The following is a 25,714-nucleotide window of genomic DNA, read 5'->3' on the forward strand; positions in this document are numbered from 1 at the left end:
GATCTTTTTTTGGTCGGAAAAATCAGCAAATCATTTTATACCTTTGTATATTAGGTCACGAATAAGCACAGCGGAAATGTGCGCAATAAAGAATTAAAAATAATAAAAATGATTATGCGGAGCATAAAGGATGAAAGTTCAAAATAAAAAATGGCCACGATTCTGTCTGACCTTATCTGCAATGGCGATACTGTCTGCGTTTCCGAGTGTACAGGCCGCTTCTGCGCCTTCAGCTGCACCTGCCAATTCACAGCAGGTTTTCTTTGTCGGAAACAACTGGGATGGCACAGTGACTGTGATTCGTCCATCGGGTGATTTTGGCAAAATTGGCGTCATTAACATGATTCCTGACCGTAAAGAGCGTCTCAAAGAAATTCATCTCAATCCTATCAAGCTGATTGCCTATACCTATATTCAGGCCACAGCGGGTGAAGGTAATGATCAGTTGGTAGATGATATGTACTCGACGCCAGATGGTCAGTCCATCGTGGCATCGCGTCCAAGTTTCGCCGATGTGGTCTCTATTAATATCAAAACAGGCAAGATGAACTGGCGTACACCGGTTGAAGGTTTTCGCGCCGATCACATGGCGGTTTCGCCAGATGGTCAACGCGTGGCGGTGTCAGCATCTTCAGGCAATGTGGTACATGTCCTGGATATTCACACTGGCAAAGAGTTAGGGCGTTTTGCTACGGGTGATAAACCGCATGAAAATATCTACTTCGATGATGGTAACAAAATCCTGAACTCCGCGATTGGCAATGTTGAAACGTCAATGGATGCACAGTGGCAGGATTTCACCAAAGGAAAACGCTACATTAGCATCGCGGATGCCAATACCCATCAAGTGCTGAGAAAAATTGATTTCAGACCTGCACTCGATGCATTTGGTCGCAAGGATTTATCCAATTCAGTTCGCCCAATGGTATTTAGCAAGGATGAAACGAAACTTTATGCCCAGGTTTCATTTTTTAATGGTCTGATTGAGTACGATCTGAATCAGAACAAGATTAGCCGGATCGGACAGCTCCCTGGTAGTGATAGTATCCCGAAAGACCGGACAAAATGGGTCAATGATTCGCGTCATCATGGTTTGTCAATCAGTGCTGATGGTGAAAAGCTCTGTGTTGCAGGAACCATGGATGACTATGCCACAATTGTAAATCGCAAGACGCTGACTGCGGGCAAATTGATTCCTGCCGGCAAACCCTATTGGGCAACGCGTAGTCCAGATGGTAAAAGCTGTGTGATTTCCGAAAGTGAAACCGATGTGGTGACCGTGATTGATTTTGCCACAGGGGATAAAGTGCTCAGTGTACCAGTTGGGAATCATCCACAACGTGTCCGGATCGGCTATGCACCAGTAGACTGGTCAACGCCGTAGTCGAGCAACGATACAGGCAGCGTTTTGATAAGAGCTGTCTTTATTGGGTTGAGGAGATCAAGATGAAAGATAAGACCGTTCTTTTATATCTCATCATCGGATTACTCTTGTTCGGCATTTTGGTGGCTATTGCTTACCAGATACGACAAGACATCTATCGGACTGATTTTTCCAATCAAGCCCAAGCCCATCGTGATCAGGTTGCCCGACTTGAAAAATCACCCAGCTATATGTCTCTGAGTTTTAAGAGCAATAGCCAAAATACACAGGCTGAACCAAATAATGTAGCTACAAAGCAAAGCCTATTGTTAAAGCAGCAACAGTTATATCTAGACTTTGCTCAAATCCTCAGTGCTTTAGGTCAGGGGCAACAACCAGATCCTAGACAGGTCAGTTTGCTGGTTAGTCTACAGCAGACGCTGGTAGAAGCTAAACTGGTGACTCGAGACGAGGCGAAAGCACAAATTGAGTTTCTGCTGAAAGTTCTGCCAGAAATGGATCATGAATTGCATCGGGCTTTGCGAACCTTAGAACAAATCCGAAGTTGACGAATTCAAGCCACGAAGATCTTTTATTATTTTAGATGTGAAAATTGCTTTCATAAAAAAGCCCAAATGAGAATTCAGGCGTTTAGATATAAGTATTGAAGACAGCGTACTTTTATAAACAATTCGCAGGCTTGGGTACGCCGGCCAAACGGCTTAAGTGACGGGCCACCAGACCAGTATTAAACTTTTCCTGAAGCATGGCATTGTTAATGTCAGCACTAACCGTTTTCATTAGGAATTTAATTAAGGGACGTGTGGCCGGTGAATGGCCAAACTGCTGATAGAACTGACGCACTGCTTGCAGAATTTCAAAATGCCACGGGGTTAAGTTCAGTTCCAGGTTATTGGCCAGGACTTGCGCGACTTCTTCACTCCAAATGGTGTAATCGATCAGATGACCATCTTGATCCAGTTCTAAATTCATATTTAACTCATTGATTATTTCATTGAAATACAGCGATTAAACCCGAGGCAAAGATCGGCAAAATCGGCAAAATCGAGAAGCTTGACCTGATCCGGCAAAGACTGTGTCAAAAGCTCTGCATCATTTTCCAGCATGTAAATTTGCGGCAAATTTTGTAGAAATGAATGCTCCAGCTGTAATACGGCTTCACCCATCAGTACGATCTGATCACCTGGGGTATAAATTTGAGCGAGTTGTTCCAGAATCTGCGCCGTTACCGCATAGTTCGATTGGATCAGATAAAGTGTGTGATTTGACATTTTATATATCCTTTATTCCTTACCAATACAGCACATGATCAAAGCCTTGAATAAACGCTGGGCTTAGCTCAATAAATTCAATCTCTTGTTCGTTCTGAGCCACAAAGGGCGAGTTCTGGTTTTTCTGTTCAATCAGAATTGGAGTGAGGTCATAAAACTCAAAACTGTCGACCATATTCGATGCCAGTTTAAAGGCATGTTGTAACTGATCAAATTGCAGTTCTGAGCGTAGAAGACTAAGGCCTGCACCTTGTAGCAGAACTTTCACTTCCGCACCAAATGTCGCCAAAACCATGGTCGCAGACAGGCTTTCATGCACTTGCAGGCTGGTCAGATTGGCTTGGGTTAATATAACAAGTACAGATTTCACACAAGATTCCTTGGAAAAGCAACACATTCTAAAAAATGGAACATCTAGAATTGAATCAGACGTTGTGAGGATTGAACAGCATCGGCAAGTTCACCTAAACCGACCAATTCAAAGGCATCCGCCAGATTATGCTGCTGAATATTGTGACGTTGAGCATTGTCCTGATCTGTAATCCCTCGCGCCAGTGCTGCACTTACACAGACCGGTAGGCGAATATTGAGTGCTTGCCAGGCATGTGTAAGATGACGTTGATCGTCGGGCACCCATTGCAGTGCATTTGCGACCGACACGCCGTCCTGATAAAAGAATACGCGGAATTCTTGGTTTTTGTTGTGTAATGCCTGCGCCAAACCAAGGGCATGCCAGGCATAAATAGAAGTTGGTGCGGAGGTAACAAGAATTAAGGTGCTCATCGAAATTCACTACAGGCTTGATCAATAGCAACAGCTTGATCTGGGCTTCATCAGAAAGTAGGTAGTATACAATGATTTTAGTGACGGGTGGATTAGGCTTTTTAGGCTCACATATTGCTTTAAGTCTGTTAGCACAAGGATTAGAGGTCATTGTGGTCGATAATTTGGCCAATGCCAACTTGCAGACGCTGGAGCGACTTGAATATATTTCCGGGATGTATGTGCCTTTTATCAAAATTGATATTCGCAATACGCCTGCATTAAACAAAGTATTTGAACAGCATTCGATTCAGGCTGTCGTACATGCTGCCAATTTTAAGTCGCTAGAAGAATCAGTATTAAAACCCCTTGAATATTATAATGATAATGTCAGCTGTATTATGAGCTTAATGCGCGCCATGCAACGTACCGGCGTACGGCATCTGGTGCATTTATCCAGTCTGGCAGTCTATGGACAATCCGGTACGGATCTCAATGAAGATCTACCTTTTAACTATACTTATCCCAATCCCTATATTAAATCGCAACAGATGGTTGAGGAAATTATTCGGGATACTGTCAAAACAGATAACGAGTGGCGCATTGCCATCTTAAGACTATCTAATATTAGCGGCGCCTTCGAGCATGGTGTCCTAGGCGAGGCGGTGCCACCTTTACCGAAAAATATTGTGCCTTTGGCAATGCAGGTCGCTGCGCAGCAGCGCGAATATCTGGAATTACGCCGTCAGGCTTATACTGCGGATGGAACAGTAGAGCGGAGTTTTCTGCATGTGGCAGACAGTTGTGATGCGGTGATTAAATCCTTGCAGTGGCTATGGCAACAACAGGAATTAAAATGTGAAGCCTTCAATATTGCTGGAACGCTCATTTCGATACAGGATTTGTTGGATCAACTGGCAGAAGTGACCCAGTCTGTAATTAGAACAGTCGATGCCTTGTCTTATCCTCATGCAGAGCTTGACCAGCTAGGCGCGAATATTGAAAAGGCACAGCAGATTTTGCATTGGCAACCGCAGCGTTCACTGAAAAAGATGCTTGAGGATGAATGGCTATTTTATCAAAATATACTGAGAGGACAGTAAATGAGATAAGTAAAAAATATTTGATAATAATTATCATTTACATATTTAATATAATCGATTACTTTTCATTAATCTAGCAAAGTATCGTGATAGATGCTTTTAAAATCAGCGATATGTAAAAAATTGAGGTTGAACATGCAAACACGTATTGAACATGACACCATGGGCGAAGTGGCCGTACCGAGTGAGGCTTTATGGGGCGCTCAGACCCAGCGTAGCTTGCAAAACTTCAAGATCGGCAATGAACGCTTGCCACGGGCCATGATTGGTGCAATGGGACTGGTAAAAAAAGCTGCAGCCTTGACCAATGCTAAACTGGATCAGATTCCTCAAGAGCTGTCGGGCTATATTGTGGATGCAGCAGATGAGGTGATTAGCGGGCAGTGGGATAGCCAGTTTCCACTGGTGGTCTGGCAAACCGGTTCAGGCACGCAAAGTAATATGAACTGTAATGAGGTGATTGCCAATATTGCCAATCAAAAATTGGGCAATCATTTAGGTGCGCAAAAACCGGTTCATCCAAATGATCATGTCAACCGTGCCCAATCGACCAATGACTCTTTCCCGACTGCGATTCATGTCGCAGCGAGTTTGCAGATTAATCAACTTCTTATTCCAGCGCTTACCCGTCTACGCGATACCTTGCATGCAAAATCTTTAGCCTTTGCCGATATTGTCAAAATTGGCCGGACGCATTTACAGGATGCGACACCTTTAACCCTAGGTCAGGAATTTAGTGGTTATGTATCCCAACTTGATCATGGCTTGATTCGCTTACAGCAAGCTTTACTGGGTTTGTATGAATTGCCATTGGGCGGGACGGCTGTTGGTACAGGTCTAAATGCCCATCCTGATTATGCAGTTCAGGCCGCAGAGACACTGGAGAAGCTGACAGGTCTACCATTTGTCACTGCTCCGAATAAATTTGAAGCTTTGGCCGGCCGTGATGCTGCGGTATTCGCATCTGGCGCATTAAAGACTTTAGCAGTTAGCCTGAATAAGATTGCCAATGATATTCGTTGGCTGGCCAGCGGGCCTCGCTGTGGTTTTGGTGAATTGCGTATACCTGAAAATGAGCCGGGTTCTAGCATCATGCCCGGTAAGGTGAACCCGACGCAAAGTGAAGCAATGACCATGGTGGTTGCACAAGTTCTCGGAAATGACACCACCATTAACGTGGCAGGCGCATCAGGTAACTTTGAACTGAATGTGTTTATGCCGGTGATCGCCTATAACCTGTTGCAATCTATCCAGCTTTTAGGGGATGCGTGTAACAGTTTTAATGATCATTGCGCCGTAGGTATTGAGCCGAATCATGAGAAAATTGAACATTTCCTGCATGATTCTTTAATGCTGGTTACAGCCTTGAATCCGGTGATTGGTTATGAGAATGCAGCCAAGGTTGCCAAAACAGCTTATAAGGAAGGAAAAACCTTAAAACAGGTGGCTGTTGAACTTGGTTTAGTTACCGCTGAACAGTTTGATGAAGTTGTGCGTCCTGAACAGATGGTCTCACCGAATGCCAAATAAGGGCTGTAGCGCTTTTATTTTCAATCTTTCCTCCTGTTTTATCATGGAATAGTCAGCAGTGGTTTTTATCTCAGGCAGAGTTGCGTACAATAGTGCTAGATGAGACTAACCACTGATGATTGTTTTATGCTTGATATTTATTTATTATATCGTTTATAGGTTTTCAAGCGTCTGATTTTAAATAGAAAGCTACTATTAAAAATGCTTAAAAACATGTCAATTTGGGTGCTTATGTGAACTATGTAAAACAATAACTTACGATATAGTTTTGCAAGGCAATCTTATGTCAATTAAATCAATTTGAGGGCTCCCCAGGGAGCTTAGTCAAAGAAGGGTAGATCGATACCAACATCTGCATCGTTCCATATAACTTCATGCCCAGACGCGTATTTCTCAGTCATTTTTTCTGAAGCATGTCCCGCCAATACCTGAGCCGATTTTCCTGCCTTTTTATGTAAATGAATAGCTAGTGCACGGATTTCATGAAAACTTGGAATTTGTCTTCCACTTAAATCAGGATATGCATTCGATTTTTTAACAGCATTAAGAAACTCGCGAGAAACATACTGTGCTTCGAGTTGAGTCCAGTGTTCTTTGGATTGGCTTTTGTTTTTAGTTTTACCTATTGGCACTCGATGGATGATGAAAGGACTAACCACATCATCTTTGCAGCGATCTAAAACCTTTTGCAGTTCTGTATTAATTTTTATTCGTACATATCCTGCACCTTCAAGCAATTCAAAATCGTCCTCAGGATCATCTGTCGTTTTTTCTTGTGCAACGTGCAAATACCCATCCCAAATATCCGACCATTTCATATTGATGATATCGATTCGACGCTGGGTAGTTAAAAGGGCAAGATCAATCGCATTTTTTAACCATTGCGGTGCTGCACTCCGCACATCCTGAAGACCTTCGAGAGTATGTCGCTTACGTTGCTTAATCCGATAACGCTTTATGGTCTGGGCCGCTGGGTTGTCTACAACTAAACCTTTGCTAATCGCAAGATCAAAAATTTGAACAAGCAAACTACGTGTTTCAATACTTGTTGAGGCAGGCAAACTATCAAGTAGCTTATTAACCCTTAAAAGCGTGATTGAACTAAGTGGAAGTTCTTCCCACTCCGCACATCGATTTAAACTATGTGTGTATGTTCGAATAGAGTTAGGAGCAAGCGGTCTGCCATCTTTTCTACGTTTTTCAGCCAAAAACTTTTTAGAAAATTCACCAAAGGTCACTTCACCAATGACAGAAGCCACCAAATCAATAGATGGCACTAATAGGTCATTGAGCTTACGTGCTGCGATAATGGCTTTAGCTTTATCATCCCCCATACCGTGAAATTTACCCGTCAAAGGGTGGCGGTATCTCCAAGTGTTGATACCGCTCCGATATAAGTTAGCCGGTAAGTCTTTATTGCGTTTGGTGCGCGGACGAGCCATTTTTTAGTTTCCTAAAACTTTATCAACTAAATCATTACCAGTTTGCTTTTGATAAACGTTCCAATTGATGTACCACAGTTTGCCTTTTTGTTCGGCAGGTAGCCGACCTAGTTGGCATTGTCGCACAATTGTTTGGCGAGCTGGAGGTGTACCATCCTCACCGTATACCCGTTTAATAAACTCTGAAACTTTAACTAGACAAGCTTTACTCACGACACTTCTCCTAAACTCAGTCTTACACTCTCAGGCAACCCGAAAAAATCATTTAGAGTTTTATCAAAACCACCGTCAGCAATAAATTGATCCATGAGATTTACCTGCTTATCGATCTCTAATTCTTCATCGGCAGTGTTTTGTTGAACTTCAGTCATTGGCTGGCTCCTGTGTTTCGGGTGGCTCAGGCAGTGGCGCCCAGTGGGTGACGTTTGACAAATGAAATCCAAATTTTGTGTATTGACAGAAATTATAGGCAGTTGGGTTATGTCCTTGTTTTTCTAAAAAGACCATCACATACACCCCAATCTCAGGGAGTTTATCTTCAACTGAGATCCATTCAGGCACCGCTTGGGCTTTGGTTCTATTCAACCCAATGAGCCAAGAATCCCATGCAACTTGAGTTGGTTCATGCAAATACTCATCACACTCATCAACCGCAAAACCATAGCCTGCAAACTCAACAAGACCTGTATCAGTTAAATGCTGCTCAAATGCTTCTCTTTCTTTTTGAATATCCATCACGCTGCCATCCTTAATACTTTTGGTGCCTGAGCCCGTAAAGAAACCAGTAAGGGCTTACCAACTTTCAAATACTGCTTAAGAAAAATGGCATATCGCTTTTGGGTGGCTTCACTCATCTTTCCAGTGCTATCAATTTCAAGCGTAGGTTTATTTGATTTACTGTATCGAACCAAGGCTGCATGCTTGACCAGTTTTGGTTGATACCCGTCATTCAATAGCCAGTTTTCAAAAGGTGCAGCCAGGCTAAAATGAATTTTCTTGGTGCCTTTGGGTTCAATGGGTGGGTAATTCATTTCACTATCCTTTAAATGACCATGCGCAGTGCATGGCCATCCGGTCTAATGGTTAGATATTTGCAGAGCCTTCAAGGATCGTCACAAATGATGGAACACCTGGTAACGCCGTTTCAGTATCATCATTATTGAAAACGGTTTTGCCTTCGCGGATATAAGTCACGGTATCTTCCATAGACTTTTCAATCGCTTTTTCGAGCTGGTCCAAGTCGTACCACAAAGCAATATTTCCATCCTTGATGCGGTAGCGGAAACGAGCTGGAAGGGCATAGTGCTCACCACCACGATGTACCTGAATACCAAATACAATTTGCTCAGGAATATTCAAGTTGCCTTGGCGTCCTGCACTGGCTTCAATGTTTTCGTTGTAGGTCAGTGACACTTGGCCATTGTCAGTACGAGTACCAGATTTAAAATCGATATTGGTTTTGGCCTGAAGGGTATTCACGATTTCATAAAGCTCAGCTGCAGCAGGCTGATTCACATACGGCATTACATCTTCAAGGAATAATGCAAAATCCATCTGTGACATTTTTCGGCCAGAGTTCGCTACAACTTTTTCAAATTCTGGAGTTTTACTAACGATGAAATGGGCAGTGTGCTTGCAATGGCGTTGATAAGCATTCGAACCATAACCTGTAACTTTTTCGGCTTGATGGAAGTCCAGTACCGCTTGAATTTTTCCACCCAACACATCTACAAAAACCATTGAGTCTTCATCTGCAAAGCGATTAACGTAGGCAATCAGGTCTTTTGCTGTATGCAAGATTGTTGCTTGCTTAAGTTGAAGTGGGCGCTCCAATGTTTCTTCAAAGGTGTGTACGCTGCTATCGTCAGATGTAACTACGAAAGGTAAAACGCCACCAGCTGCCTGTAGAGAAGTTTGACCAATTACGAAAGCATCTTTATGCACTGTTGTACCTGCTTGATTGTTTTGTTCAGAGTTATTCATGTTGTTAAGGCCTTTTAATTAGCTGAGGTTTTTGAAAGTTGGTTTTTTGGTTTCCGGCAGTGCTTTCACATCTACTGGGCCGCTTGATTGGATCTGTTCAAGATTCAATTTCTGTTGGCGTGGATCTTCACGAACCAGCTGCTGTTTTCCATCGGTGAATAGAACCGTTGGTTCTTTATCGAACTTAGGAAGAATCGACTTAACGTCATCCATAATTTTGTAGACGCCGTTGCCGTTTGGCTTAATGGTCAAAGAGATAGTGACCTTGCTTTGCTTGCCGGTATCCGCCGTTGCCTGAAGTGCTTCAGTAAGCAACTCGTCAATTTCTTCAGCCACAGTACCGTGACGTAAATTTTCAAGTGTTTGAGCGAAAGAGGTTTTGTTTTTTGACATGGTTATTCTCCAGAAATTACTTGTGTAAGCCGTGTTGAATTAATTTTTTGCGAAAAGTTCCGCGATTTAAGCCCAGTATTTCGGCAGCCTTTGTCTGGTTGCCATAACACTCGGTCATTACTTCTTGGAGCAATGGTTTTTCAAATTGAGCCAAGGCTTTGTGGTACGCCGTTCCGTTGTTGGCTTCAAAAAATGCAGCAGTGAACAGGGGTGTATTTATTTTTGCGTTCATGCTTCCTCCTCATCCCATTCAAAGTCTTCGCCAAGCTGATCAGAGTTATCTGTATCGACCAGAATCACAGAGATAATTTCCCAATCAGGAATTGAATTCTGTATTTTTTCAATCAACTCAATGAGTTCAACATCCAGCTTGTTAGTGATTGTTCTAATTTGAGTGGCTGAACCAAGCTTTGCTAATTCTTCACCAAATGCTTCTACTGCTTGCTCATTGGTTAAAGTTTTGCGAATACGCACTTGATATTTTTTAGTACTCACTTCACACCCCCAGCAATCGCAGCATTAATTTTTTCAATCTCATAACGATCAACGTAAGCATTAATCGTCTTGTCAAAATGAACCACGTTCAGAATGTCCAGAAACTCGACTGAAGCATCATCCAAGCGGTACTCGACATAGATGCTGTAATTGTTAGCCTTGACAGTAGCGACACACACTTGATTGCAGTGCATGCTTTCAACTTCGTAATGCTGTGCAGCGATGTCGATTTGCGGCTGGTCTTCGATAGACTCAGCTTGAGCGAAGCAGCCTGATAGCAATATGGCTATCGAAAGCAGTGCTGCCTTGATTGGGATCGTTTTTACATTCATAATAATTTCACTCACGTAAGGGTGGGTCACGCTCCAGGTAGTTGTCGCTACGCTGGGGCTTTTTATTGTTTACGATTTTTATGTTAATTATAGTTAACTATTTAGTCAAGAGATGAGTTGAATAAAGTTTACTTTAGTTAATTTAGACGCAAAAAAACCCCCTTTAAAAGGAGGTTAATTTGTTAATAAATGTAAATCAGAGAATTTGTGCTTAAATTTTTAAAGTTAATCTGCGAAATTTAATGACTTACTTAGGATCGCTTCAGCCTTGCCATAAATTTCACATACATCAGGTTCAATGAAGTCGACCATATTTGTAAAGGGAGCCTCTTTATTGATGGGTTGTAAATAATCACCAGAGGTGTCTTTGTGTAAAACACGCAGTACTGGGTTATTTTTTATTATTGCCAAGACTAGGTCTCCATTTTCATAAGACGCTGGTTTAAAATTAATAGCAACAAGTGATGTTGGTGGGATTCTCGGAAGGTTAGCATTGCCGATATCCTTTACCCAAACCCCATCTCCTTGCTCAATTCCTTTTGGAAGAGGCATCACTTCCAGATCAGAAGGTAGAGTAAGTTCTTTATTGTTACCACTTTTTGCTACGTGCATTTGCAAAGATTCTCCTATTTCTACAAGGTTTATAATTGGTCCATAACGCACTCTCGAATGTGAAGAATCTTTACTTTCTTGAGAGTGCGATATTTGAATAGGTTCTTTTCCTGATAAGAGATATTCAACTGATGTATCTAATAGTTTTGCTAAATCATGAATATATTTTGATGAAGGTACACTTTCTCCTTTTGTCCACTTTGTTACAGCTGCTTTACTAACCTTTAAAAATCTCGATATATCTGCACCAGATATATGTCTGCTTTCCATTAGGTGGATTAAGCGATCTGCAAAATAAAAACCCATGTGATGATCTCCGATTTATTTTTTTACAAGGCTCATCTGAGTCCTCATACATATGTCTTGTGGCTTAAACCTGCCACCAAGGTTTACTTAAATAATTTAGTTAACGAATTTAGATGTTTAAACCCCCAAACGTTAACTTATATTAACACTGGTTGTTGAAGCTTGCATTGACCTGTGTTAACTTAAATAAACTAAAAAAGTAAATTAAAGTGAACGAAATGAAGGTGTCTGATTTAAAGAAATTTTATGGAGTGAGCTCCAACATAGAGCTTTCTAAAAAAATCAAACGAACGCGAGTGACTATTTGGAAGTGGCAAAAGCAAGGAATTCCAGTACGAACTCAGGCCGTATTTGAAGTTGAATCGCAAGGGCGGTTGAAGGCTGAGCTTTCAAGAGCTTCTTAATTTTTGGTGGGTGGTATGAGCATGCACATCAAATACAAAAAAGCCCATCTGCTGTAACAGATGAGCTCGATGTTCAAAATCTTGAAGGAAGTGAACAATGAATATGTTAGCACAAACTAAATTCAACTTAAAAACAATGAGTACTCGAGAGGTTTCGAGTATGTCTGGTAAGCAGCACTCTCATGTTATTCGGGATGCCAAACAAGTAATTGATCAGATTATAGATGATCCAAATTTGGATGATCCTTTTTTTCAAACTATTCAGGATGGGCGTGGCTACATATCTGAAATCCATATGGATCGGAATTTAACTTTGTGTTTGGTTTCTGGATATAGCGTCTCACTTCGCATGGCGATAATCAGAAGGTGGGATGAACTAGAAAACCAAAACGCCATCCAACTTCCTCAAACATTTGCAGAAGCACTTCAATTAGCAGCCGATCAGGCTCGAAAAATTGAACTCGACAAGCCAAAAGTGGAGTACTACGAAAAAATCGTAGTACGTGACACCTTGCTTAACGCCACTCAAGTAGCCCAGAAACTTCGAATGTCAGCCATGGCAATGAATAAATACCTTGATCAATTCGATGTGTATAGCCGTGGTGTCAAACGTGCGCGTGTATTCCAGCAATGGTTTATTGATAAAGGCTTTGGTGAGCTTAAGCAAACTGAGCTTGGATTTTCTCAACCAATGTTCACTACAAAAGGCGAAGCATGGGTAATTGAGAAGCTTACAAGTGAAGGAGTGGTGGTATGAGTAGTTTTGTTCCTAATAGCTTTCAACTACCTAATGCTCTCATTGATGACGGCGTAATGGCTGAAATGAAAGGTGCAGCACTGGCAATCTATATTCTGATTGTTCGCAAAACTCGTGGCTGGCAGAAAGAAACTGATGCAATCAGTATTTCGCAATTTATGAAATTTACAGGCTATGGAAAAGATGCTGTGATTTCTGGTGCTGAAAAATTAGTTTCACTTGGTTTGGTAGAAAGAATTGGTCGTGATCACCAGGCAACACTCTACTCCTTAAGTGATCTTGCTGAGCGTGAAATTTCCAACTTGTCGGAAAATCCGACTACTGCAAACTTGTCGGAAAATACGACAGGGGTAGTCGGAAAAACCGACATCAACTTGTCGGAAAATCCGACACACAATAACAACTCAAAAACAACTAATACAAAAACAAATAAAGATAAGGGTGATCAGAAGAAATCTGGTTCTGAAAAAACTGAGAAATCCACCTCTAAAAAACAACCGTTGTTTGATGCAAAAGCAATTGAGTTACCAGTGAACGTAAATCGTGATCTATGGATTCAATATGTTGATATGCGAAAAACAATCAAAAAGCCAAACACTGAATTCGCTGTAAAACTTTTAATTAATAAATTAACTGACTTCGGTGAATTAGCAAATCAAGCGTTGGAATATTCAATTATGGGTGGTTATCCAAGTGTTTACCCACCTAAACAACAAACTCCAGTTCAAAACCAACAGCCAATGCAGCGCCGTCGCTTTGGCAACCAGGTAGATCCAAATCAGATGCGCACAGTGGGAGAGTCAAACTAATGAGCAATATTCAATTATTCGAGAACGCTTTTGCTGTGAACTTTCCAGTTGAAGTAGCAGAACTGGTTTTAAACCGCATTGGTGATGTCTACGGCGCTGAGTTCACTAAAAAATACGCAGGTTATTCAGATGAAGAGCTTGTTCAGTTGGCATGCACTGTTTTGAGTGGCCTGACTCCGGCTGATATCACTCGCGGCATCTTGCGTATGAATTCTGAAGAGTGGTGTCCAAACCTTCCGAAATTCCGTAGCTGGTGTGAACAAGGTGGTGACTGGTGGACTGCAGATATGGCATGGGCCAAAGCGTTGCAGTTTGAAAATGATAAAAAATCGGAAATTACGACACTTGCGAAACGTAGCCTGGATGAAGTGCGCCATATCCTCAACGTAGAGGGGCAGAAAGCAGCGCATTACGCCTTTAATGCGATTTATCAGGACTACCTTGCCCGGGCTAAGGAAAAAGGCCGTGTGCAGGAAATGTGGAAGAAAGAGGGCAAGACTAAGTCTTTAATTTATGACGAGCGCAATCGTAAAGGAGTGCCGTGTCCGCCTGAGTTGGCTGCAAAAGTGAAAGGTGCTTTTAAGCGTGCGGGGAGAGCAGCATGAACGAGATCCTAGAACAGCGCATCACATCAATACAGATGGGCAAAAACATTACTCATGCACAGATGGAAGCTAAACGTGGTTTGCGTGACCAGCTGGAGCGTGACTTGGAGGAATTCTTTACACGTGGTGGTGAGGTTAAGAAATTAGATCGCGGCTTTACTCATTTTAAAAATGGCATTCTTCCAGCAGGCGCTGCAAATGCTGTGAGAAGTGAGCAGGATCGGATTGATCGCGAAAAGGCCATTGAAGCGAAGAATGAAGAAATTCGAAAGCATAAGGCGGCCCTTAAAGAGCAACGCCGATTAGCATCAAAACAAAAGGTTGAGGCTCAAATGAAAGAACAGGCTGAGGTACTAGGTCGGTTTGTTAGTAAGTACCCAACCAAGGAAGACTTTAAGCGACTTTCTGAAATAGTGGGTTATCAAACTCGACATTTGCGTGATGCTGCGAGAGGCCATACGAAACTTGCTGTTGATCGATGGGAATTGGTTAAGAAGGCTGTGAAAACTTTTAAATCGGTAGGTGCTGTATGAATTTAATCGAAAAATATGGCGTAGATGCTCAAGGCTTGGTGCGGCGCTATGGTGGCATAGAAAGGTGCCGTGAGATTGTGGAAAAGGCTCCAGAAGGTGCGGAGTGCTACTCGTGGCGTTTGGGGGATTCTGGCATTAGAGACAAAACGGTTTACCTGGATGATCTGAGAGCGGCAATCGCCGATCACGACCGCATTGATACATGCAGTGATATCAAGAACCACATCAGCCCGAATACGGTAGTAATCAATCAATGAAAATTCATGACCGCGTAAAAGTTAATTTTATTTCTGAATCGAGTACTGATTTTTCAGGAAAGCAATTCACTGGTGAAGGAATTATTGATCGTATTGAAGATGGTCGTGTATTTGGCCGTTTAGATACAGGCATTCCGTTTATGTGCGCCGTAGCTGATGTGACCATCATTAAACAACAAGATAAGCGCAAAGAATTTGAAACCTTTTTTGCTGCCCAACCATTTTACCTTCAGCTTAGATTTATCTACGGCGAGCGCTTATTTGATTTTGATCAGGGGATTGGGTACCGCAATTTAACGGTGCAGATCGCATATGTGTGTTGGTGCAAAGGGGATAAGGAGTTTGTGATTTGAAAATCCTCATCGGCATCGATACAGGAGTTAAAACCGGTTACGCCGTGGCAATGGACCATGGCACCGGTGGGGAGTTGCACCAGGTGGAGTGCTTAAGCATCACCAAGGCAATGCGGGCTGTTCAGGAAATAAAAGCAATTCATGGGAAAGATAATTTAAAGCTGTATATCGAAGATGCACGAAAACGTACTTGGTTTACAGGTGGTAAGGAAAAAGCTCAAGGCGTGGGGTCGGTAAAGCGTGATGCGCAGATCTGGGAGGACTGGTGTATAGAACAAGAGTTCAATTACATCATGGTTCACCCAAAAGCAAATGCTACTAAAACCAAAGCGGATCTATTTAAGAAGATTACCGGTTGGACTGGCCGCACGAATGAGCATGCACGTGATGCAGCAATGTTGGTTTTTAAAAGATTTTGGAAGATTTGAGGGAAGAATATAAATGAGCGCAATTGTAGAAGTAAAACCAACGGTTCGAATGATGCAGAATGAATTGGCGCAGTGGGGTAAATGGGCGCGTCATGCTTCATACAATCCAAGTGAATTGACTTATACCTCACCTACTTATGGTTTGATGCGTTTGAAAGAGGGGCAGAAGTCGTCAGGTATTCAGGTGATGCTGGATGATGATGCTTTGGTTGCTGTTGATCACCTGGTGACGCAGTTGCGCTTTTCACGGCCAGATCTGTACCAGTGGATTGAGTTCCATTATTTGAAAGGGTATCCGATCGCCGTATTGGCAAGTAAGACCAAGGTGGCTCGATATAAGATTGATGGGTATTTATTGGCGGCTGAGAGTTGGTTGGATTGTCAACTAGGGAATCTAGCTAAAAATTTAATGACTTAAGATAGTAAATGTTTATAATTACGACAATTTTTATACAGTAAAATTCTCGGAATTATCATGACCACTGATAAGCTAATTATAAATAGTGAAGATGAAGCTTTAGAATTATTAGGCCGAGTACTCCGAGGGGAAGAAAAACTTGATATTCGTAATATTGAATTTGGTGATTGGGCAAAGCTAAAAATTCGTTTAACAGGGGATGACTTTCACTCCAGTATCAACGCTACTGTAATGAAGGGTTTGTTAGCGTTACAGGATGGTATCTATCAATCTTATGCGATAGCAAAAGATATGGACTCAACAAGGTTCTTAACGCAACAAGAGCGTTCGGATCTTGAAATAGATATCGAAGTTAGTGAAGGAAGTTCGATTCTAGGAGTTGATCTTCAAGAATTAGGTGAAAAGTTTATTACATCTACGGTGGATAAAATGCCTGGCGAATATATATTAATTGTTTTTATATTGTTTGGTCTTGGGTGGGCTAGCAATAAAGCATGGGCTACTTATATCCAAGCAAAAAGTAGTGAAAAAATTACAGAGCTTGAAGGCGCTGTGAAGCTAGATGAGCAAAAACAAAATATGCTCCACCAGCTTGAGGTGTTAAAAGAGGCTAATTCTAATGCATTAGAACACGCTAAAATCAATCAAGAAAATATGAAGTTGTTTACTCAAGCTATAGCAATGAACCCTAAGCTAAAGCAAATTGCTGAGGTGGTTGATGACTCAAAAGAAACTATGATACGAGCAATGGCTAACTCTGGAGCTGAAACAGTAGAGTTTCAGGGAATTGCTTTAGAAACTTCGGTGGCTAAAGAGCTTGTAACAACGCCGAAGAATAAATGGCTGCCTTCAAGATTGGATGGGGTATACCAAATTATTAATATCGATTATTCGAATACCGAGGCATATCGTATAAAGCTGAAGGATACTTCTAGTGATTTTGAAATTACAGCAATTTTCGAAGATTTAACTTCGAACAATGAGAATATTGATTTATTGACCACAGTTGCAAATTCTCGATTACCAATTCGTGTGAATATGAATGTTAGTAAATTTGGAGATAGCTATAAAGATGCGACTATTGTTAGCATTGCAAGTCTTCAAGAAGAAATGCCAGATTAATTGACTTGTATACAGCAACATGGCATATTTGTGTTATGGTTGGCGAAGTTATACAGCGTTGACCATATTGGATTGATCTCCAATTTTTGTGCAAGAAAGCTACTGTTTTTGATTGCACCAAAAAGCCTGCTTAGATGCGGGTTTTTTAATGCCTGGGCTATTTGAAAATAAGCTCGCCAAATGGTGGGCTTTTTGACATTATTTATTCATAAAATTAAGTGATAATGCCTTTTTGTTTTTGAGCTCTAATTGAAATGGCGATTTTAACTGTTAAAAAACTAGAAGATACTCTCGGTAAATTAGTGGCTGAAGGCGAAAAGCCTGAAAAGATTTTATTAGGCTATAAAGCGTATGGCGAGCTAATGAATGATCGTAGCTTTTTTGAGGAAGTGGCTGGCTCGGCAATGGATCCAAACAAACGAAAATATAAAAATATTAAAATTAAGGTTACTCAAGACGAATACCAGTTTAACGTAAAATGTCAAAAATAGGTTTAAGCATCAAGGAAAGCTCGCCAAATGGTGGGCTTTTTTATACTCATCATTTTAATAAATGTATTTGAAATACATATTTTAAAACTTGATTAGCAACATTTTTAAATAGGTCTATCCTTTATTCGTTGCAATTACTGCAACACACCCCCTAATCAGCGCAAAATGATAAGGGGAGCCCACATTGTCCCTCTACAATGTGGGCTTTTTATTGTGATTAATAAAGTAACATTATGCCAATGAACAAATTACGACCTTGTATAGTCTAACCTAACTAGATTCTATCGCTGTAGGATCTACTTGATTTCAGTCTCCTTCCACCAAAGGAGGTTTTTTTTATTAGGAGAAAAGTATGCTCCAATTTATATTCTGCTTATTTGGCCTGCATGGTGTGACTGAAATTAATTGTGATGACCAGAAAGAGTGTCGTCATTGTTTGAAAGAAGTTGAATAGCAAAAACCCAAGCAAAGAGCTGTTTCATAAAGCTGTAATATTTAAGCAATATAGTTGCTCTGCAAAAGAAGAAAGACGTTGTGACGCAAGTCAAACCCGTTTAATTGGAGAGAGTTAAACGGGTTTTTTATTGAAATATATTACTATTTTCCTTTTGTCGAACATATTACGACTCAAACCCCGTCATTAATTTGGCGGGGTTTTTCTTTTCTTATTGGTGGTGCGTATGGATGTCAAAGAAGCCCAAAAGAATCTAAATGAATTGCATGATGAGCTGGTGAAGTACCAGAACCTAAGTCGAGCATTCATGAATAGCAAACAGATGATGGCTATTGATGAAGTAATGGCAAACATCCGTACTCGCATGAAGAACATTCAAATCAATTTAAGTCGGAGATAGCGCCGTGGGTACAAGTGACCAAGAACGACTCGATGCCTTTAAGCGGGATCTATACCAGGACATAGCTGATCGTAAGCGATTGTTTGAGGTTGAGACTGGTTTGGCAATCAAAGATGTTGAGTTGGTATTTGTGGATGTATCCACTGTGGATCACGCCAATCAATACCTACTCAATGAAATCAATGTGACCTTGGGTGATTCAGATGACATGTGCATCGTGTGAAAGAAACCGTGAATGGATAAGGAAGCAAAGTGAACGAGCAAAAGAAAGAATGCGGCTGTGTATCGAACGCTTTACTGGTCGAGATGCTTCAAGCAATGAACAGCCAAAGCCAAGCGACGATAGCTCAAAACAATCTATTGGCAGAACAGAATAAAGTCATGGCTCGTATCGTGGATCAGAACAATGAGCTGATAGCGATGATGCAGACTGAAGATGATGAAGATAAACCTAAGTCGCCTTATTTGGATTGATGGATATGAGCAGACCATGCCGTGAGTTTCGCTGCCCAAACCTAACCAAGTCACCAAAAGAACAAGGCTATTGTGATAAGCATGCACATAAGCGCAGCAACTGGACAGCACGCCAAGACCGATCAGGATCAACTACGGCGCGTGGCTATGGCCATGCATGGCGATTACTGCGTGAAAGCATATTGAAGCGTGATAACTATCTCTGTGTGAAATGCGCCGTTGCTGGGCGTGTGGCTGAGGCCACAGACGTCGATCACATCAAGGCTAAGGCTCATGGTGGTACAGACGATCCAGACAATCTGCAAGCATTGTGTGCGCCGTGTCATAGAGAAAAGACAGCAAACGAAGGGAAGAAGTGATGAGTGAGCAAACAATAGAGCAGATGGTACATGACTATGCTGTTGCAAAGATTCATTCCGGTGAGCGAGTTAGTCAGTCCGACATTGAAGGTTTTTGCTTGTTAGCTCGTGATATTAAACAAGAAGCTAAGCGAGCACAAAAGGACATAGACGAAGATAGTCGTCGCCGTCGCTGGTAGGGAGGGGGTAGGTCAAAAGTTCAGGGCCTTTGCCTAAATGACCGCCCCCCTCCGTTCATTTTTACGTGCGCGAAATTAAAAATTCAGGGTGTTGACAAATGGGTGGAGTTTCTTCAGTTCCTGGTCGTGGCCGAAAGCCAAAACCGCAGGAAGAAAAACGGGCAGCTGGCAACCCGGGCAGACGCCCTCTCAATACCAATGTGCCTGAATTCGCAGATGTCGTTGATATTGATGTGCCGGAATATCTCTCGACAATGGAGTACGCGGACATGATGTGGCGTTCGGTTATTCCAGAGCTGTTAAAAAACAAAGTTCTTAAAATTACAGATATGCACAACGTGGAAATGTTCTGCATGGCTTACCACAACTTGCGCGTAGCCCAAAAAGAAGTAGTCCAAAAAGGACCGACACTGGAAACAGCGCAAGGCAGTACGATTAAAAATCCAGCCTTGACTGCAGTGAATGAAGCATCAAAACAGATGGCTTCTTTTGGGGCAATGCTGGGTCTGGATCCATCTTCCCGGGGGCGGTTAGGTGGTGGGGGTAATAAACCTAAAACAAATAAATTTGCGCAGGTGCTGAATATGTAGCGAGGCCGAAATGACAGCTTTCCCAAACGTTGGCATTGCAAATAGATGGGCAAAGCAGGTTGTTTCAGGAAAAATACCTGCATGTAAGTGGGTGAAACTTGCTTGTAAACGCCACTTAGATGACTTAATTAAGTCAAAAAATAAAGATTTTCCTTATAAATTTGAGCCAAAACTAGCAGAAAAGAAGATCGCTTTTATTGAGTTGCTGCCTCATACAAAGGGTGAGTGGGCAATGAAGCGCCTAAGTATCACGCTTGAGCCCTGGCAAAAGTTTGGTATTGGCTGCACATTTGGTTGGGTTCGTAAGAAAGATGGGTACCGCCGCTTCCGTGAGAGCTATTGGGAGGTGCCGCGTAAAAACGGTAAGTCTGCAATCGCTGCTGGTGTGGCTCTTAACATGTTTGCCAATGATGGCGAGTTTGGTTCAGAAGTTTATGCTGGTGCTACTACCGAGAAGCAGGCTTGGGAAGTTTTTAAACCTGCACGCTTAATGGCGGTACGTTCGCCAGACTTCATTGAAGCAGCTGGCGTACTGATTAATGCAGGGAGCCTAGAGATTCCAGATGAAGGTTCTATCTTTGAGCCTATCATTGGTGATCCACCTGATGGTCAGTCACCGCATTGTGCTGTAGTCGATGAATTCCATGAGCATCCAACATCTGCGCTGTATGACACCATGCAGACCGGTATGGGTGCACGTCGACAGCCTATGATTTTCACAATCACAACAGCCGGCTTTAATATTGAAGGCCCTTGTTATGATTTACGTGCACGTGTTCAGGAAATGCTCCTGGATACCGTACCAGATGATGAGCTGTTTGGCTGGATATGGACCATTGATGAGGGAGATGACTGGACAGATCCGGCAGTATTGGCCAAAGCAAACCCCAATTATGGGGTTTCTGTTTATTCAGACTATCTGGAATCTCAGCAACGCCGGGCAATTCAGAATGCATCAAAGCAAGGTGCTTTTAAAACTAAGCACCTAAACGTCTGGGTATCTGCAAAATCTGCATTTTTCAACATGGAAAGGTGGAAGGCTTGCGGTAATCCAAACCTGAACATTGATGACTTTGAAGCAACACCTTGCATGATGTGTGTGGATCTATCATCAAAAATTGATATTGCAGCACGTATTAACCTGTTCTATCGAATAGAAGATGATGGCCGACTGCATTACTACTGTATAGATCCTCAGTTCTATCTACCTGAAGACACGGTTTATAGCGGTGATGAAAAGCAGGTGGTTGAGCGATACCAGAAATGGTTCAACAAAGGTCTGCTGAATGTGTGTGATGGCTATGAGAATGACCTGAATCAAATTGCAAAGGAATTAATCGAAGATGCTCAGCGAGTGTCTTTGACTGAGGTTCCTTACGATGAGTGGGGTGGATTCCAGATTGCTAAAACTGTGGATGATGCCGGATATACCTCAATCAAGATGCCCAAAACTACAAAGACATTCTCACCAGCAATGAAGGAGCTTGAAGCTGCTATTGCTGCAGGTCGTTTTCATCATGATGGAAATCCAATTCTTAGCTGGATGATCGGTAATGTTATTTCTAAAACAGGAAAAAATGAAACCGAGTTCCCGGATAAGGAAAAGAAGTTTAAGAAAATCGATGGTGCTGTAGCGTTGTTAATGGGCATCAGTCGGGCAATGGTGCTTGCAGGGGAACCTACAGGTGATGAATTTTATGATGATCCAATTATGGTAGGTGTTTAATGAGTACAAAGAAGCCGGGTCGGTTTGCTCAAGCAGCTTTGCGCTTCCTTGGGCTTGATGGGCATCTGAGTCTGGAGCCTGAATTACTAAGGGCGCTATTGGCCACATCGAGTGGCAAGCATGTAACTGTAGATTCGGCGCTTCAATTGAGCGCCGTTTTTTCATGTGTGAGTTTGATTTCAGAAACTGTATCAACGCTGCCTCTTAAGATTTACCAGCGAAAAGCGGACGGTAGTCGGGATGTTGCAGTTAAGCATCCGCTCTACAATCTTTTGTGCCGGTCACCAAACTACGAGATGACACCCAGCCGGTTCATGCTGATGATTGTGGCCAGTATCTGTTTATGGGGAAACTCATATATTGAAATTATTCGCAGTGCATCAGGCCGGATTATTTCATTGAACCCATTGTTACCTCAAAACATGGTGGTGATCAGAAACAAGACCAATGGAATGCTGAAATACACTTACACCGAAAGCGGTGTTAATCGTGAAATCACTGAAAAAAACATGATGCATATTCGTGGTTTTGGTATCGATGGAGTGATGGGCTTATTTAAGGTCCAGAAGGCGCGTGAAACTATTGGAGCTGCACAGGCTGCTGAAGAAGCTGCAGCAAAGTTCTTTGAAAACGGGTTGCAAACATCAGGTCTTTTATCTGCCCAGGGGAAATTAACGCCGGATCAGCGTGAATCACTCAGAGAGAACATGACCAAATTCATGGGATCTAAGAATGCTGGAAAAATGATGGTGCTTGAAAACGGTATGGAATACCACGGCATCACCATGAATCCTGAAGCAGCTCAAATGTTAGAAACTCGAACTTTTGAGATTGAGGAAATTTGTCGCTGGTTCCGAGTACCGCCATTCATGGTTGGGCATTTAGATAAACAAAGTTCATGGGCTTCAAGTACAGAAGGCATGAACATGCAATTCCTCACCAATACCTTACGCCCTTTACTGGTCAATATTGAGCAAGAAATTGCACGGTGTCTGATTGGTGCGGCAGAGTTTGAAACTTACTATGTTGAATTTAGTGTGGAAGGTCTACTTCGAGCAGATTCAAAAGGCCGTGCTGAATACTATGCATCTGCACTTGATCATGGTTGGTATAACCGTAATGAAGTCAGACGTAAAGAAAATGAAGCACCTATTCCGGGTGGGGATATTTATACAATTCAATCGGCATTAATTCCGCTTGATAAAGTCGGGACCAATTACAAAGGTGATAATAATGAGCAAACGAAACCTGCTGCCAGTCGCTAATTTTAATGCAAAAGAAAAAGGTGGTGTTTCGCCGTTAGCTTTTGATCGTTGGAATCCTGCAATTAAAGCATCAGATGAAAATGAAAATACGATTGGTATTTATGATCCGATTGGTTATGACTACTGGGATGATTCTGGTGTGACGGCTAAGCGGATCAGTGCTGCATTGCGTTCACTCGATGGGGCTGATGTTGTGGTCAATATCAACTCTCCAGGTGGTGATGTATTTGAAGGTCTGGCTATTTATAACCTGCTTCGCGAATACAAAGGTCATGTGACTGTACGTGTTTTAGGGGTAGCAGCTTCAGCAGCATCATTTATTGCCATGGCTGCTGATGAGATTCAAATTGCCCGTGCTGGATTCTTTATGATTCACAATGCCTGGACCGGACTTTGGGGGAATCGCAACGACTTGCGTGAAACTGCAGATTTCCTTGAGCAGATCGATGACACGATTGCTGATATTTATCACGTGCGATCCGGACTGAGCATGGATGAGCTTAAAGCCGATATGGATAAAGAGCGCTGGATCAATGGGCGTGATGCTATTGATAGTGGCTTTGCTGATGCTTTCCTGCCATCTGACGTGGTTGTTGAAGATACAAAGAACTTCACTAAAGAAAAAGTCGCTGCTCATAAGGCAGATATCTTGCTTGCCAAAGCAGGAATGTCTCGAAGCTCGCGACGGGAACTTATTCAAGATTTAAAGGGTACGCCTGGCGCTACCAACCAAGCTACGCCAAGCGCTAGCAATGATGTACTCGAAAGTGTTCTTCAAAGTATGCGTAACGCTACCGAGAAATTCAGCACTTAAACCTGATAGCAATTTTATGACCGCCTATATGGCGGTTTTCTTATTTTTGAGAGATGAAAAATCATGACTGATCAAACTAAAGACCAAGCTGCAGCGGCACTTAAAGAAGTAAATAATCAACTTAAAGCGCTTACTGAAAAAGTTCAACCACTGGCTGAAAATGCTTTAAATGAAGCGAAAAAAGCCAATGATCTATCTGTTGAAACCAAAGAAGCAGTAGATAAAACGCTGACTGATCTAAACAACTTGCGCCAAGCCCAGAATGACCTACAGGTGAAGTTGGGTGAAGCTGAGCAATTATTTGCACGTGGTGGCACTGGTAATCCAGGTGCACAAGTGGATGCTCGTGCAGGTGATCTTGCTGTAAAAGATGAGCAGATTATTTCATTTGCAAGCAATGCAACTTCTGGAAAACGTATCAGTGTAGCTGTTCCCCGTAATGCACTGACATCATTTGCAGTAAACCCTGTTGATGGTTCGACTCGTATTGTGACTGCGCCAAATCAGCGCGTGACCATCCGTGACCTATTAGCTCCAGGTCAAACGGCCAGTAATGCGATTGCTTACTTACGTGAAACTGGATTTACCAATAACGCTGCACCAGTAGCTGAAAACACCACCAAGCCATATTCAGAATTAACATTCGAAGAAGTGCTGGAAGGTGTGAAAACGATTGCTCACATGCTGAAAGCATCTAAGCAGATCCTTGATGACTTGCCTCAGTTACAAAGCTTTATCAATGGTCGTTTGCTTAATGGCCTTAAGCGTGTTGAAGATGCGCAACTGTTATTTGGTTCAGGCACTGGTAACAACCTGCATGGTATTTATACTCAGGCAACCGCCTATTCAGCTCCAATTACGATTGCATCACCGACTCGCGTAGATACTATGCGTTTGGCCATGCTGCAAGCTGCTTTGGCGGATGTGTTTGCAACAGGTCATGTGCTACACATGCATGATTGGACTGCAATTGAATTACTGAAAGACACTACCGGTGCATACTTGTTTACCAACCCGTTCTCACCTAATACGCCAAGTCTTTGGGGGCTGCCTGTTGCTGAAACCAATCATGCAGCAATGGCTAGTAAATTTTTGACTGGTAGCTTTGCTGAGGCTGCTCAAATCTTTGACCGTGAAGATGCAAACGTGGTGATTTCAACCGAAAATGCTGATGACTTCGAAAAGAACATGATCTCCATCCGTTGTGAAGAGCGTCTTGCATTGGCTGTGTATCGCCCAGAAGCATTCGTAAAAGGCGAATTTCCAGCTTAATTAAAATCCCGAAGGGGCCAGTCGGCCCTTTCACCTTGGAGTTTAGAACATGAAAATTAAATTCTTAGATGCTGCAATGCTTGGAAACAAGGTTTATGTCAAAGGTGATGAGGCAGAAATTCCAGACATTACGGCCGGTGAACTCATCAAGAAAAAATTAGCGATTGATCCTGAGCAGGCGGCAGCTGATAAAGCTAAAGCTGATGCGGAAAAGAAAGCCAAAGCCGCAGCCGATAAAGAGGCTAAGGCCAAAGCGGATGCAGAAGCTAAGGCAAAAGCCGAGGCTGAGGCGAAAGCTGAAGAGGAAAAGTTGAAGGCAGAAGAAGAGGCTAAGGCCAAAGCTGCTGCAGAAGAAAAAGCTAAAGAAACTAAAACAAAGTAAGGTCATATC

40 protein-coding genes are annotated in these 25,714 nt (G+C 42.3%); 25 read left to right on the forward strand and 15 right to left on the reverse strand.

Features of this window, described 5'->3' with window-relative positions; all coding sequences use genetic code 11:
• Window positions 1-130 precede the first annotated feature (130 nt).
• Both CWI32_RS07955 and CWI32_RS07960 read left to right on the forward strand, forming a co-directional pair.
• Window positions 131-1,384 (forward strand): YncE family protein, encoded by a 1,254-nt coding sequence (locus tag CWI32_RS07955; protein WP_100535035.1) that lies wholly within the window; start codon window positions 131-133, stop codon window positions 1,382-1,384.
• 62 nt (window positions 1,385-1,446) lie between these two features.
• Window positions 1,447-1,932: a hypothetical protein gene (locus CWI32_RS07960; RefSeq protein ID WP_100535036.1), complete on the forward strand. Its 486-nt coding sequence runs from the start codon at window positions 1,447-1,449 to the stop codon at window positions 1,930-1,932.
• A gap of 112 nt (window positions 1,933-2,044) precedes the next feature.
• Here CWI32_RS07960 and CWI32_RS07965 read toward each other — a convergent pair whose 3' ends face one another.
• Genes CWI32_RS07965 through tusD form a run of 4 tightly spaced genes read right to left on the reverse strand, consistent with a single transcriptional unit; the run spans window position 2,045 to window position 3,438 of the window.
• Entirely contained in the window at window positions 2,045-2,356 is a 312-nt protein-coding gene (locus CWI32_RS07965) for a TusE/DsrC/DsvC family sulfur relay protein (protein WP_005171043.1), read from the reverse strand.
• Between the two features lie 14 nt (window positions 2,357-2,370).
• Complete coding sequence (locus CWI32_RS07970) at window positions 2,371-2,655, reverse strand: DsrH/TusB family sulfur metabolism protein (RefSeq protein ID WP_100535037.1); 285 nt, start codon at window positions 2,653-2,655, stop codon at window positions 2,371-2,373.
• Between the two features lie 19 nt (window positions 2,656-2,674).
• Complete coding sequence (locus tag CWI32_RS07975; RefSeq protein ID WP_074382816.1) at window positions 2,675-3,025, reverse strand: hypothetical protein; 351 nt, start codon at window positions 3,023-3,025, stop codon at window positions 2,675-2,677.
• Window positions 3,026-3,069: 44 nt separating this feature from the next.
• The gene (gene tusD / locus CWI32_RS07980) at window positions 3,070-3,438 is read right to left on the reverse strand and encodes a sulfurtransferase complex subunit TusD (protein ID WP_005096839.1); all 369 of its coding nucleotides are present in this window, start codon (window positions 3,436-3,438) and stop codon (window positions 3,070-3,072) included.
• 71 nt (window positions 3,439-3,509) lie between these two features.
• On the opposite strand from tusD, the gene CWI32_RS07985 reads away from it, so the two are divergent.
• Together CWI32_RS07985 and fumC are read left to right on the forward strand one after the other, a co-directional pair.
• Entirely contained in the window at window positions 3,510-4,520 is a 1,011-nt protein-coding gene (locus tag CWI32_RS07985) for an NAD-dependent epimerase/dehydratase family protein (RefSeq protein WP_100535038.1), read from the forward strand.
• A gap of 135 nt (window positions 4,521-4,655) precedes the next feature.
• Window positions 4,656-6,050 (forward strand): class II fumarate hydratase, encoded by a 1,395-nt coding sequence (gene fumC, locus CWI32_RS07990; RefSeq protein WP_100535039.1) that lies wholly within the window; start codon window positions 4,656-4,658, stop codon window positions 6,048-6,050.
• Between the two features lie 320 nt (window positions 6,051-6,370).
• Here the strand turns inward: fumC and CWI32_RS07995 are convergent, their stop codons facing one another.
• The 11 genes from CWI32_RS07995 to CWI32_RS08040 form a co-directional block, all read right to left on the reverse strand.
• Window positions 6,371-7,492: a phage integrase Arm DNA-binding domain-containing protein gene (locus CWI32_RS07995; RefSeq protein ID WP_100535040.1), complete on the reverse strand. Its 1,122-nt coding sequence runs from the start codon at window positions 7,490-7,492 to the stop codon at window positions 6,371-6,373.
• Window positions 7,493-7,495: 3 nt separating this feature from the next.
• Entirely contained in the window at window positions 7,496-7,705 is a 210-nt protein-coding gene (locus tag CWI32_RS08000) for a hypothetical protein (RefSeq protein ID WP_100535041.1), read from the reverse strand.
• On the reverse strand, window positions 7,702-7,863 hold the full coding sequence (locus CWI32_RS15200) for a hypothetical protein (RefSeq protein WP_167381274.1): 162 nt from the start codon (window positions 7,861-7,863) through the stop codon (window positions 7,702-7,704). The genes CWI32_RS08000 and CWI32_RS15200 overlap by 4 nt, the downstream gene beginning before the upstream one ends.
• Window positions 7,856-8,227, reverse strand: coding sequence for a DUF551 domain-containing protein (locus CWI32_RS08005; protein ID WP_100535042.1), 372 nt, complete (start codon window positions 8,225-8,227; stop codon window positions 7,856-7,858). Before CWI32_RS08005 ends, CWI32_RS15200 begins: the two co-directional genes overlap by 8 nt.
• Window positions 8,227-8,523 (reverse strand): hypothetical protein, encoded by a 297-nt coding sequence (locus CWI32_RS08010; RefSeq protein ID WP_100535043.1) that lies wholly within the window; start codon window positions 8,521-8,523, stop codon window positions 8,227-8,229. The genes CWI32_RS08005 and CWI32_RS08010 overlap by 1 nt, the downstream gene beginning before the upstream one ends.
• A 52-nt stretch (window positions 8,524-8,575) precedes the next feature.
• The gene (locus CWI32_RS08015; protein WP_100535044.1) at window positions 8,576-9,475 is read right to left on the reverse strand and encodes a DUF2303 family protein; all 900 of its coding nucleotides are present in this window, start codon (window positions 9,473-9,475) and stop codon (window positions 8,576-8,578) included.
• Between the two features lie 18 nt (window positions 9,476-9,493).
• On the reverse strand, window positions 9,494-9,868 hold the full coding sequence (locus tag CWI32_RS08020) for a YfdP family phage-associated protein (RefSeq protein ID WP_005103684.1): 375 nt from the start codon (window positions 9,866-9,868) through the stop codon (window positions 9,494-9,496).
• Window positions 9,869-9,884: 16 nt separating this feature from the next.
• Window positions 9,885-10,100, reverse strand: coding sequence for a helix-turn-helix domain-containing protein (locus CWI32_RS08025; RefSeq protein WP_100535045.1), 216 nt, complete (start codon window positions 10,098-10,100; stop codon window positions 9,885-9,887).
• Window positions 10,097-10,363, reverse strand: coding sequence for a hypothetical protein (locus tag CWI32_RS08030; RefSeq protein ID WP_100535046.1), 267 nt, complete (start codon window positions 10,361-10,363; stop codon window positions 10,097-10,099). Before CWI32_RS08030 ends, CWI32_RS08025 begins: the two co-directional genes overlap by 4 nt.
• Window positions 10,360-10,695, reverse strand: coding sequence for a hypothetical protein (locus CWI32_RS08035; RefSeq protein ID WP_100535047.1), 336 nt, complete (start codon window positions 10,693-10,695; stop codon window positions 10,360-10,362). Before CWI32_RS08035 ends, CWI32_RS08030 begins: the two co-directional genes overlap by 4 nt.
• Window positions 10,696-10,920: 225 nt before the next feature.
• Window positions 10,921-11,613 carry an XRE family transcriptional regulator gene (locus CWI32_RS08040; RefSeq protein ID WP_100535048.1) on the reverse strand — a complete coding sequence of 231 codons (693 nt, stop codon included), beginning with the start codon at window positions 11,611-11,613 and terminating at the stop codon, window positions 10,921-10,923.
• A 218-nt stretch (window positions 11,614-11,831) separates the two neighbouring features.
• On the opposite strand from CWI32_RS08040, the gene CWI32_RS08045 reads away from it, so the two are divergent.
• The 21 genes from CWI32_RS08045 (at window position 11,832) to CWI32_RS15245 (ending at window position 25,705) form a co-directional block, all read left to right on the forward strand.
• Window positions 11,832-12,017 carry a hypothetical protein gene (locus CWI32_RS08045; RefSeq protein ID WP_100535049.1) on the forward strand — a complete coding sequence of 62 codons (186 nt, stop codon included), beginning with the start codon at window positions 11,832-11,834 and terminating at the stop codon, window positions 12,015-12,017.
• A gap of 97 nt (window positions 12,018-12,114) precedes the next feature.
• Entirely contained in the window at window positions 12,115-12,774 is a 660-nt protein-coding gene (locus tag CWI32_RS08050) for a Rha family transcriptional regulator (protein ID WP_100535050.1), read from the forward strand.
• On the forward strand, window positions 12,771-13,583 hold the full coding sequence (locus CWI32_RS08055; RefSeq protein ID WP_100535051.1) for a phage replication initiator YdaU family protein: 813 nt from the start codon (window positions 12,771-12,773) through the stop codon (window positions 13,581-13,583). The genes CWI32_RS08050 and CWI32_RS08055 overlap by 4 nt, the downstream gene beginning before the upstream one ends.
• A 35-nt stretch (window positions 13,584-13,618) precedes the next feature.
• Window positions 13,619-14,188: a restriction endonuclease gene (locus CWI32_RS08060; protein WP_252146099.1), complete on the forward strand. Its 570-nt coding sequence runs from the start codon at window positions 13,619-13,621 to the stop codon at window positions 14,186-14,188.
• The gene (locus CWI32_RS08065) at window positions 14,185-14,721 is read left to right on the forward strand and encodes a hypothetical protein (RefSeq protein WP_100535053.1); all 537 of its coding nucleotides are present in this window, start codon (window positions 14,185-14,187) and stop codon (window positions 14,719-14,721) included. The genes CWI32_RS08060 and CWI32_RS08065 overlap by 4 nt, the downstream gene beginning before the upstream one ends.
• Entirely contained in the window at window positions 14,718-14,978 is a 261-nt protein-coding gene (locus tag CWI32_RS08070) for a hypothetical protein (protein ID WP_100535054.1), read from the forward strand. Before CWI32_RS08065 ends, CWI32_RS08070 begins: the two co-directional genes overlap by 4 nt.
• The gene (locus CWI32_RS08075; protein ID WP_100535055.1) at window positions 14,975-15,331 is read left to right on the forward strand and encodes a hypothetical protein; all 357 of its coding nucleotides are present in this window, start codon (window positions 14,975-14,977) and stop codon (window positions 15,329-15,331) included. The genes CWI32_RS08070 and CWI32_RS08075 overlap by 4 nt, the downstream gene beginning before the upstream one ends.
• Before the next feature lie 50 nt (window positions 15,332-15,381).
• On the forward strand, window positions 15,382-15,759 hold the full coding sequence (locus CWI32_RS08080; protein ID WP_100535162.1) for a hypothetical protein: 378 nt from the start codon (window positions 15,382-15,384) through the stop codon (window positions 15,757-15,759).
• 13 nt (window positions 15,760-15,772) lie between these two features.
• Window positions 15,773-16,177 (forward strand): antiterminator Q family protein, encoded by a 405-nt coding sequence (locus tag CWI32_RS08085; protein WP_100535056.1) that lies wholly within the window; start codon window positions 15,773-15,775, stop codon window positions 16,175-16,177.
• Between the two features lie 57 nt (window positions 16,178-16,234).
• Entirely contained in the window at window positions 16,235-17,299 is a 1,065-nt protein-coding gene (locus CWI32_RS08090; protein WP_100535057.1) for a hypothetical protein, read from the forward strand.
• Window positions 17,300-17,553: 254 nt separating this feature from the next.
• Entirely contained in the window at window positions 17,554-17,790 is a 237-nt protein-coding gene (locus tag CWI32_RS08095) for a hypothetical protein (RefSeq protein WP_004646432.1), read from the forward strand.
• Window positions 17,791-18,648: 858 nt separating this feature from the next.
• On the forward strand, window positions 18,649-18,867 hold the full coding sequence (locus CWI32_RS08100; protein WP_100535058.1) for a hypothetical protein: 219 nt from the start codon (window positions 18,649-18,651) through the stop codon (window positions 18,865-18,867).
• Between the two features lie 29 nt (window positions 18,868-18,896).
• Window positions 18,897-19,118 carry a hypothetical protein gene (locus CWI32_RS08105; RefSeq protein WP_100535059.1) on the forward strand — a complete coding sequence of 74 codons (222 nt, stop codon included), beginning with the start codon at window positions 18,897-18,899 and terminating at the stop codon, window positions 19,116-19,118.
• Window positions 19,119-19,123: 5 nt separating this feature from the next.
• Window positions 19,124-19,477, forward strand: coding sequence for an HNH endonuclease (locus CWI32_RS08110; protein WP_100535163.1), 354 nt, complete (start codon window positions 19,124-19,126; stop codon window positions 19,475-19,477).
• Window positions 19,477-19,656, forward strand: a complete 180-nt coding sequence (locus tag CWI32_RS08115; RefSeq protein ID WP_100535060.1) for a hypothetical protein — start codon at window positions 19,477-19,479, stop codon at window positions 19,654-19,656. The genes CWI32_RS08110 and CWI32_RS08115 overlap by 1 nt, the downstream gene beginning before the upstream one ends.
• Before the next feature lie 98 nt (window positions 19,657-19,754).
• Window positions 19,755-20,246: a phage terminase small subunit P27 family gene (locus CWI32_RS08120; protein WP_100535061.1), complete on the forward strand. Its 492-nt coding sequence runs from the start codon at window positions 19,755-19,757 to the stop codon at window positions 20,244-20,246.
• 232 nt (window positions 20,247-20,478) lie between these two features.
• Window positions 20,479-21,972 (forward strand): terminase large subunit, encoded by a 1,494-nt coding sequence (locus CWI32_RS08125; protein WP_252146100.1) that lies wholly within the window; start codon window positions 20,479-20,481, stop codon window positions 21,970-21,972.
• The gene (locus CWI32_RS08130; RefSeq protein WP_100535063.1) at window positions 21,972-23,237 is read left to right on the forward strand and encodes a phage portal protein; all 1,266 of its coding nucleotides are present in this window, start codon (window positions 21,972-21,974) and stop codon (window positions 23,235-23,237) included. The genes CWI32_RS08125 and CWI32_RS08130 overlap by 1 nt, the downstream gene beginning before the upstream one ends.
• Window positions 23,206-24,051, forward strand: a complete 846-nt coding sequence (locus CWI32_RS08135) for a head maturation protease, ClpP-related (protein ID WP_100535064.1) — start codon at window positions 23,206-23,208, stop codon at window positions 24,049-24,051. Before CWI32_RS08130 ends, CWI32_RS08135 begins: the two co-directional genes overlap by 32 nt.
• 63 nt (window positions 24,052-24,114) lie before the next feature.
• A complete protein-coding gene (locus CWI32_RS08140) occupies window positions 24,115-25,323 on the forward strand; it encodes a phage major capsid protein (protein ID WP_100535065.1) in 1,209 nt (402 codons plus the stop codon).
• A 49-nt stretch (window positions 25,324-25,372) separates the two neighbouring features.
• The gene (locus CWI32_RS15245; protein WP_201951142.1) at window positions 25,373-25,705 is read left to right on the forward strand and encodes a hypothetical protein; all 333 of its coding nucleotides are present in this window, start codon (window positions 25,373-25,375) and stop codon (window positions 25,703-25,705) included.
• The last annotated feature ends 9 nt before the right edge of the window (window positions 25,706-25,714 follow it).

This window comes from Acinetobacter pseudolwoffii (assembly GCF_002803605.1).
In the GTDB taxonomy this organism is placed as follows: domain Bacteria; phylum Pseudomonadota; class Gammaproteobacteria; order Pseudomonadales; family Moraxellaceae; genus Acinetobacter; species Acinetobacter pseudolwoffii.

Coding starts and splice junctions, on each gene's coding strand:
- CWI32_RS07955 (WP_100535035.1), top strand. CDS start 131: ATGAAAGTTCAAAATAAAAAATGGCCACGATTCTGTCTGACCTTATCT.
- CWI32_RS07960 (WP_100535036.1), top strand. CDS start 1,447: ATGAAAGATAAGACCGTTCTTTTATATCTCATCATCGGATTACTCTTG.
- CWI32_RS07965 (WP_005171043.1), bottom strand. CDS start 2,356: ATGAATTTAGAACTGGATCAAGATGGTCATCTGATCGATTACACCATT.
- CWI32_RS07970 (WP_100535037.1), bottom strand. CDS start 2,655: ATGTCAAATCACACACTTTATCTGATCCAATCGAACTATGCGGTAACG.
- tusD (WP_005096839.1), bottom strand. CDS start 3,438: ATGAGCACCTTAATTCTTGTTACCTCCGCACCAACTTCTATTTATGCC.
- CWI32_RS07985 (WP_100535038.1), top strand. CDS start 3,510: ATGATTTTAGTGACGGGTGGATTAGGCTTTTTAGGCTCACATATTGCT.
- fumC (WP_100535039.1), top strand. CDS start 4,656: ATGCAAACACGTATTGAACATGACACCATGGGCGAAGTGGCCGTACCG.
- CWI32_RS07995 (WP_100535040.1), bottom strand. CDS start 7,492: ATGGCTCGTCCGCGCACCAAACGCAATAAAGACTTACCGGCTAACTTA.
- CWI32_RS15200 (WP_167381274.1), bottom strand. CDS start 7,863: ATGACTGAAGTTCAACAAAACACTGCCGATGAAGAATTAGAGATCGAT.
- CWI32_RS08005 (WP_100535042.1), bottom strand. CDS start 8,227: ATGGATATTCAAAAAGAAAGAGAAGCATTTGAGCAGCATTTAACTGAT.
- CWI32_RS08010 (WP_100535043.1), bottom strand. CDS start 8,523: ATGAATTACCCACCCATTGAACCCAAAGGCACCAAGAAAATTCATTTT.
- CWI32_RS08015 (WP_100535044.1), bottom strand. CDS start 9,475: ATGAATAACTCTGAACAAAACAATCAAGCAGGTACAACAGTGCATAAA.
- CWI32_RS08020 (WP_005103684.1), bottom strand. CDS start 9,868: ATGTCAAAAAACAAAACCTCTTTCGCTCAAACACTTGAAAATTTACGT.
- CWI32_RS08025 (WP_100535045.1), bottom strand. CDS start 10,100: ATGAACGCAAAAATAAATACACCCCTGTTCACTGCTGCATTTTTTGAA.
- CWI32_RS08035 (WP_100535047.1), bottom strand. CDS start 10,695: ATGAATGTAAAAACGATCCCAATCAAGGCAGCACTGCTTTCGATAGCC.
- CWI32_RS08040 (WP_100535048.1), bottom strand. CDS start 11,613: ATGGGTTTTTATTTTGCAGATCGCTTAATCCACCTAATGGAAAGCAGA.
- CWI32_RS08045 (WP_100535049.1), top strand. CDS start 11,832: ATGAAGGTGTCTGATTTAAAGAAATTTTATGGAGTGAGCTCCAACATA.
- CWI32_RS08050 (WP_100535050.1), top strand. CDS start 12,115: ATGAATATGTTAGCACAAACTAAATTCAACTTAAAAACAATGAGTACT.
- CWI32_RS08055 (WP_100535051.1), top strand. CDS start 12,771: ATGAGTAGTTTTGTTCCTAATAGCTTTCAACTACCTAATGCTCTCATT.
- CWI32_RS08065 (WP_100535053.1), top strand. CDS start 14,185: ATGAACGAGATCCTAGAACAGCGCATCACATCAATACAGATGGGCAAA.
- CWI32_RS08070 (WP_100535054.1), top strand. CDS start 14,718: ATGAATTTAATCGAAAAATATGGCGTAGATGCTCAAGGCTTGGTGCGG.
- CWI32_RS08075 (WP_100535055.1), top strand. CDS start 14,975: ATGAAAATTCATGACCGCGTAAAAGTTAATTTTATTTCTGAATCGAGT.
- CWI32_RS08080 (WP_100535162.1), top strand. CDS start 15,382: ATGGACCATGGCACCGGTGGGGAGTTGCACCAGGTGGAGTGCTTAAGC.
- CWI32_RS08085 (WP_100535056.1), top strand. CDS start 15,773: ATGAGCGCAATTGTAGAAGTAAAACCAACGGTTCGAATGATGCAGAAT.
- CWI32_RS08090 (WP_100535057.1), top strand. CDS start 16,235: ATGACCACTGATAAGCTAATTATAAATAGTGAAGATGAAGCTTTAGAA.
- CWI32_RS08095 (WP_004646432.1), top strand. CDS start 17,554: ATGGCGATTTTAACTGTTAAAAAACTAGAAGATACTCTCGGTAAATTA.
- CWI32_RS08110 (WP_100535163.1), top strand. CDS start 19,124: ATGAGCAGACCATGCCGTGAGTTTCGCTGCCCAAACCTAACCAAGTCA.
- CWI32_RS08115 (WP_100535060.1), top strand. CDS start 19,477: ATGAGTGAGCAAACAATAGAGCAGATGGTACATGACTATGCTGTTGCA.
- CWI32_RS08120 (WP_100535061.1), top strand. CDS start 19,755: ATGGGTGGAGTTTCTTCAGTTCCTGGTCGTGGCCGAAAGCCAAAACCG.
- CWI32_RS08125 (WP_252146100.1), top strand. CDS start 20,479: ATGAAGCGCCTAAGTATCACGCTTGAGCCCTGGCAAAAGTTTGGTATT.
- CWI32_RS08130 (WP_100535063.1), top strand. CDS start 21,972: ATGAGTACAAAGAAGCCGGGTCGGTTTGCTCAAGCAGCTTTGCGCTTC.
- CWI32_RS08135 (WP_100535064.1), top strand. CDS start 23,206: ATGAGCAAACGAAACCTGCTGCCAGTCGCTAATTTTAATGCAAAAGAA.
- CWI32_RS08140 (WP_100535065.1), top strand. CDS start 24,115: ATGACTGATCAAACTAAAGACCAAGCTGCAGCGGCACTTAAAGAAGTA.
- CWI32_RS15245 (WP_201951142.1), top strand. CDS start 25,373: ATGAAAATTAAATTCTTAGATGCTGCAATGCTTGGAAACAAGGTTTAT.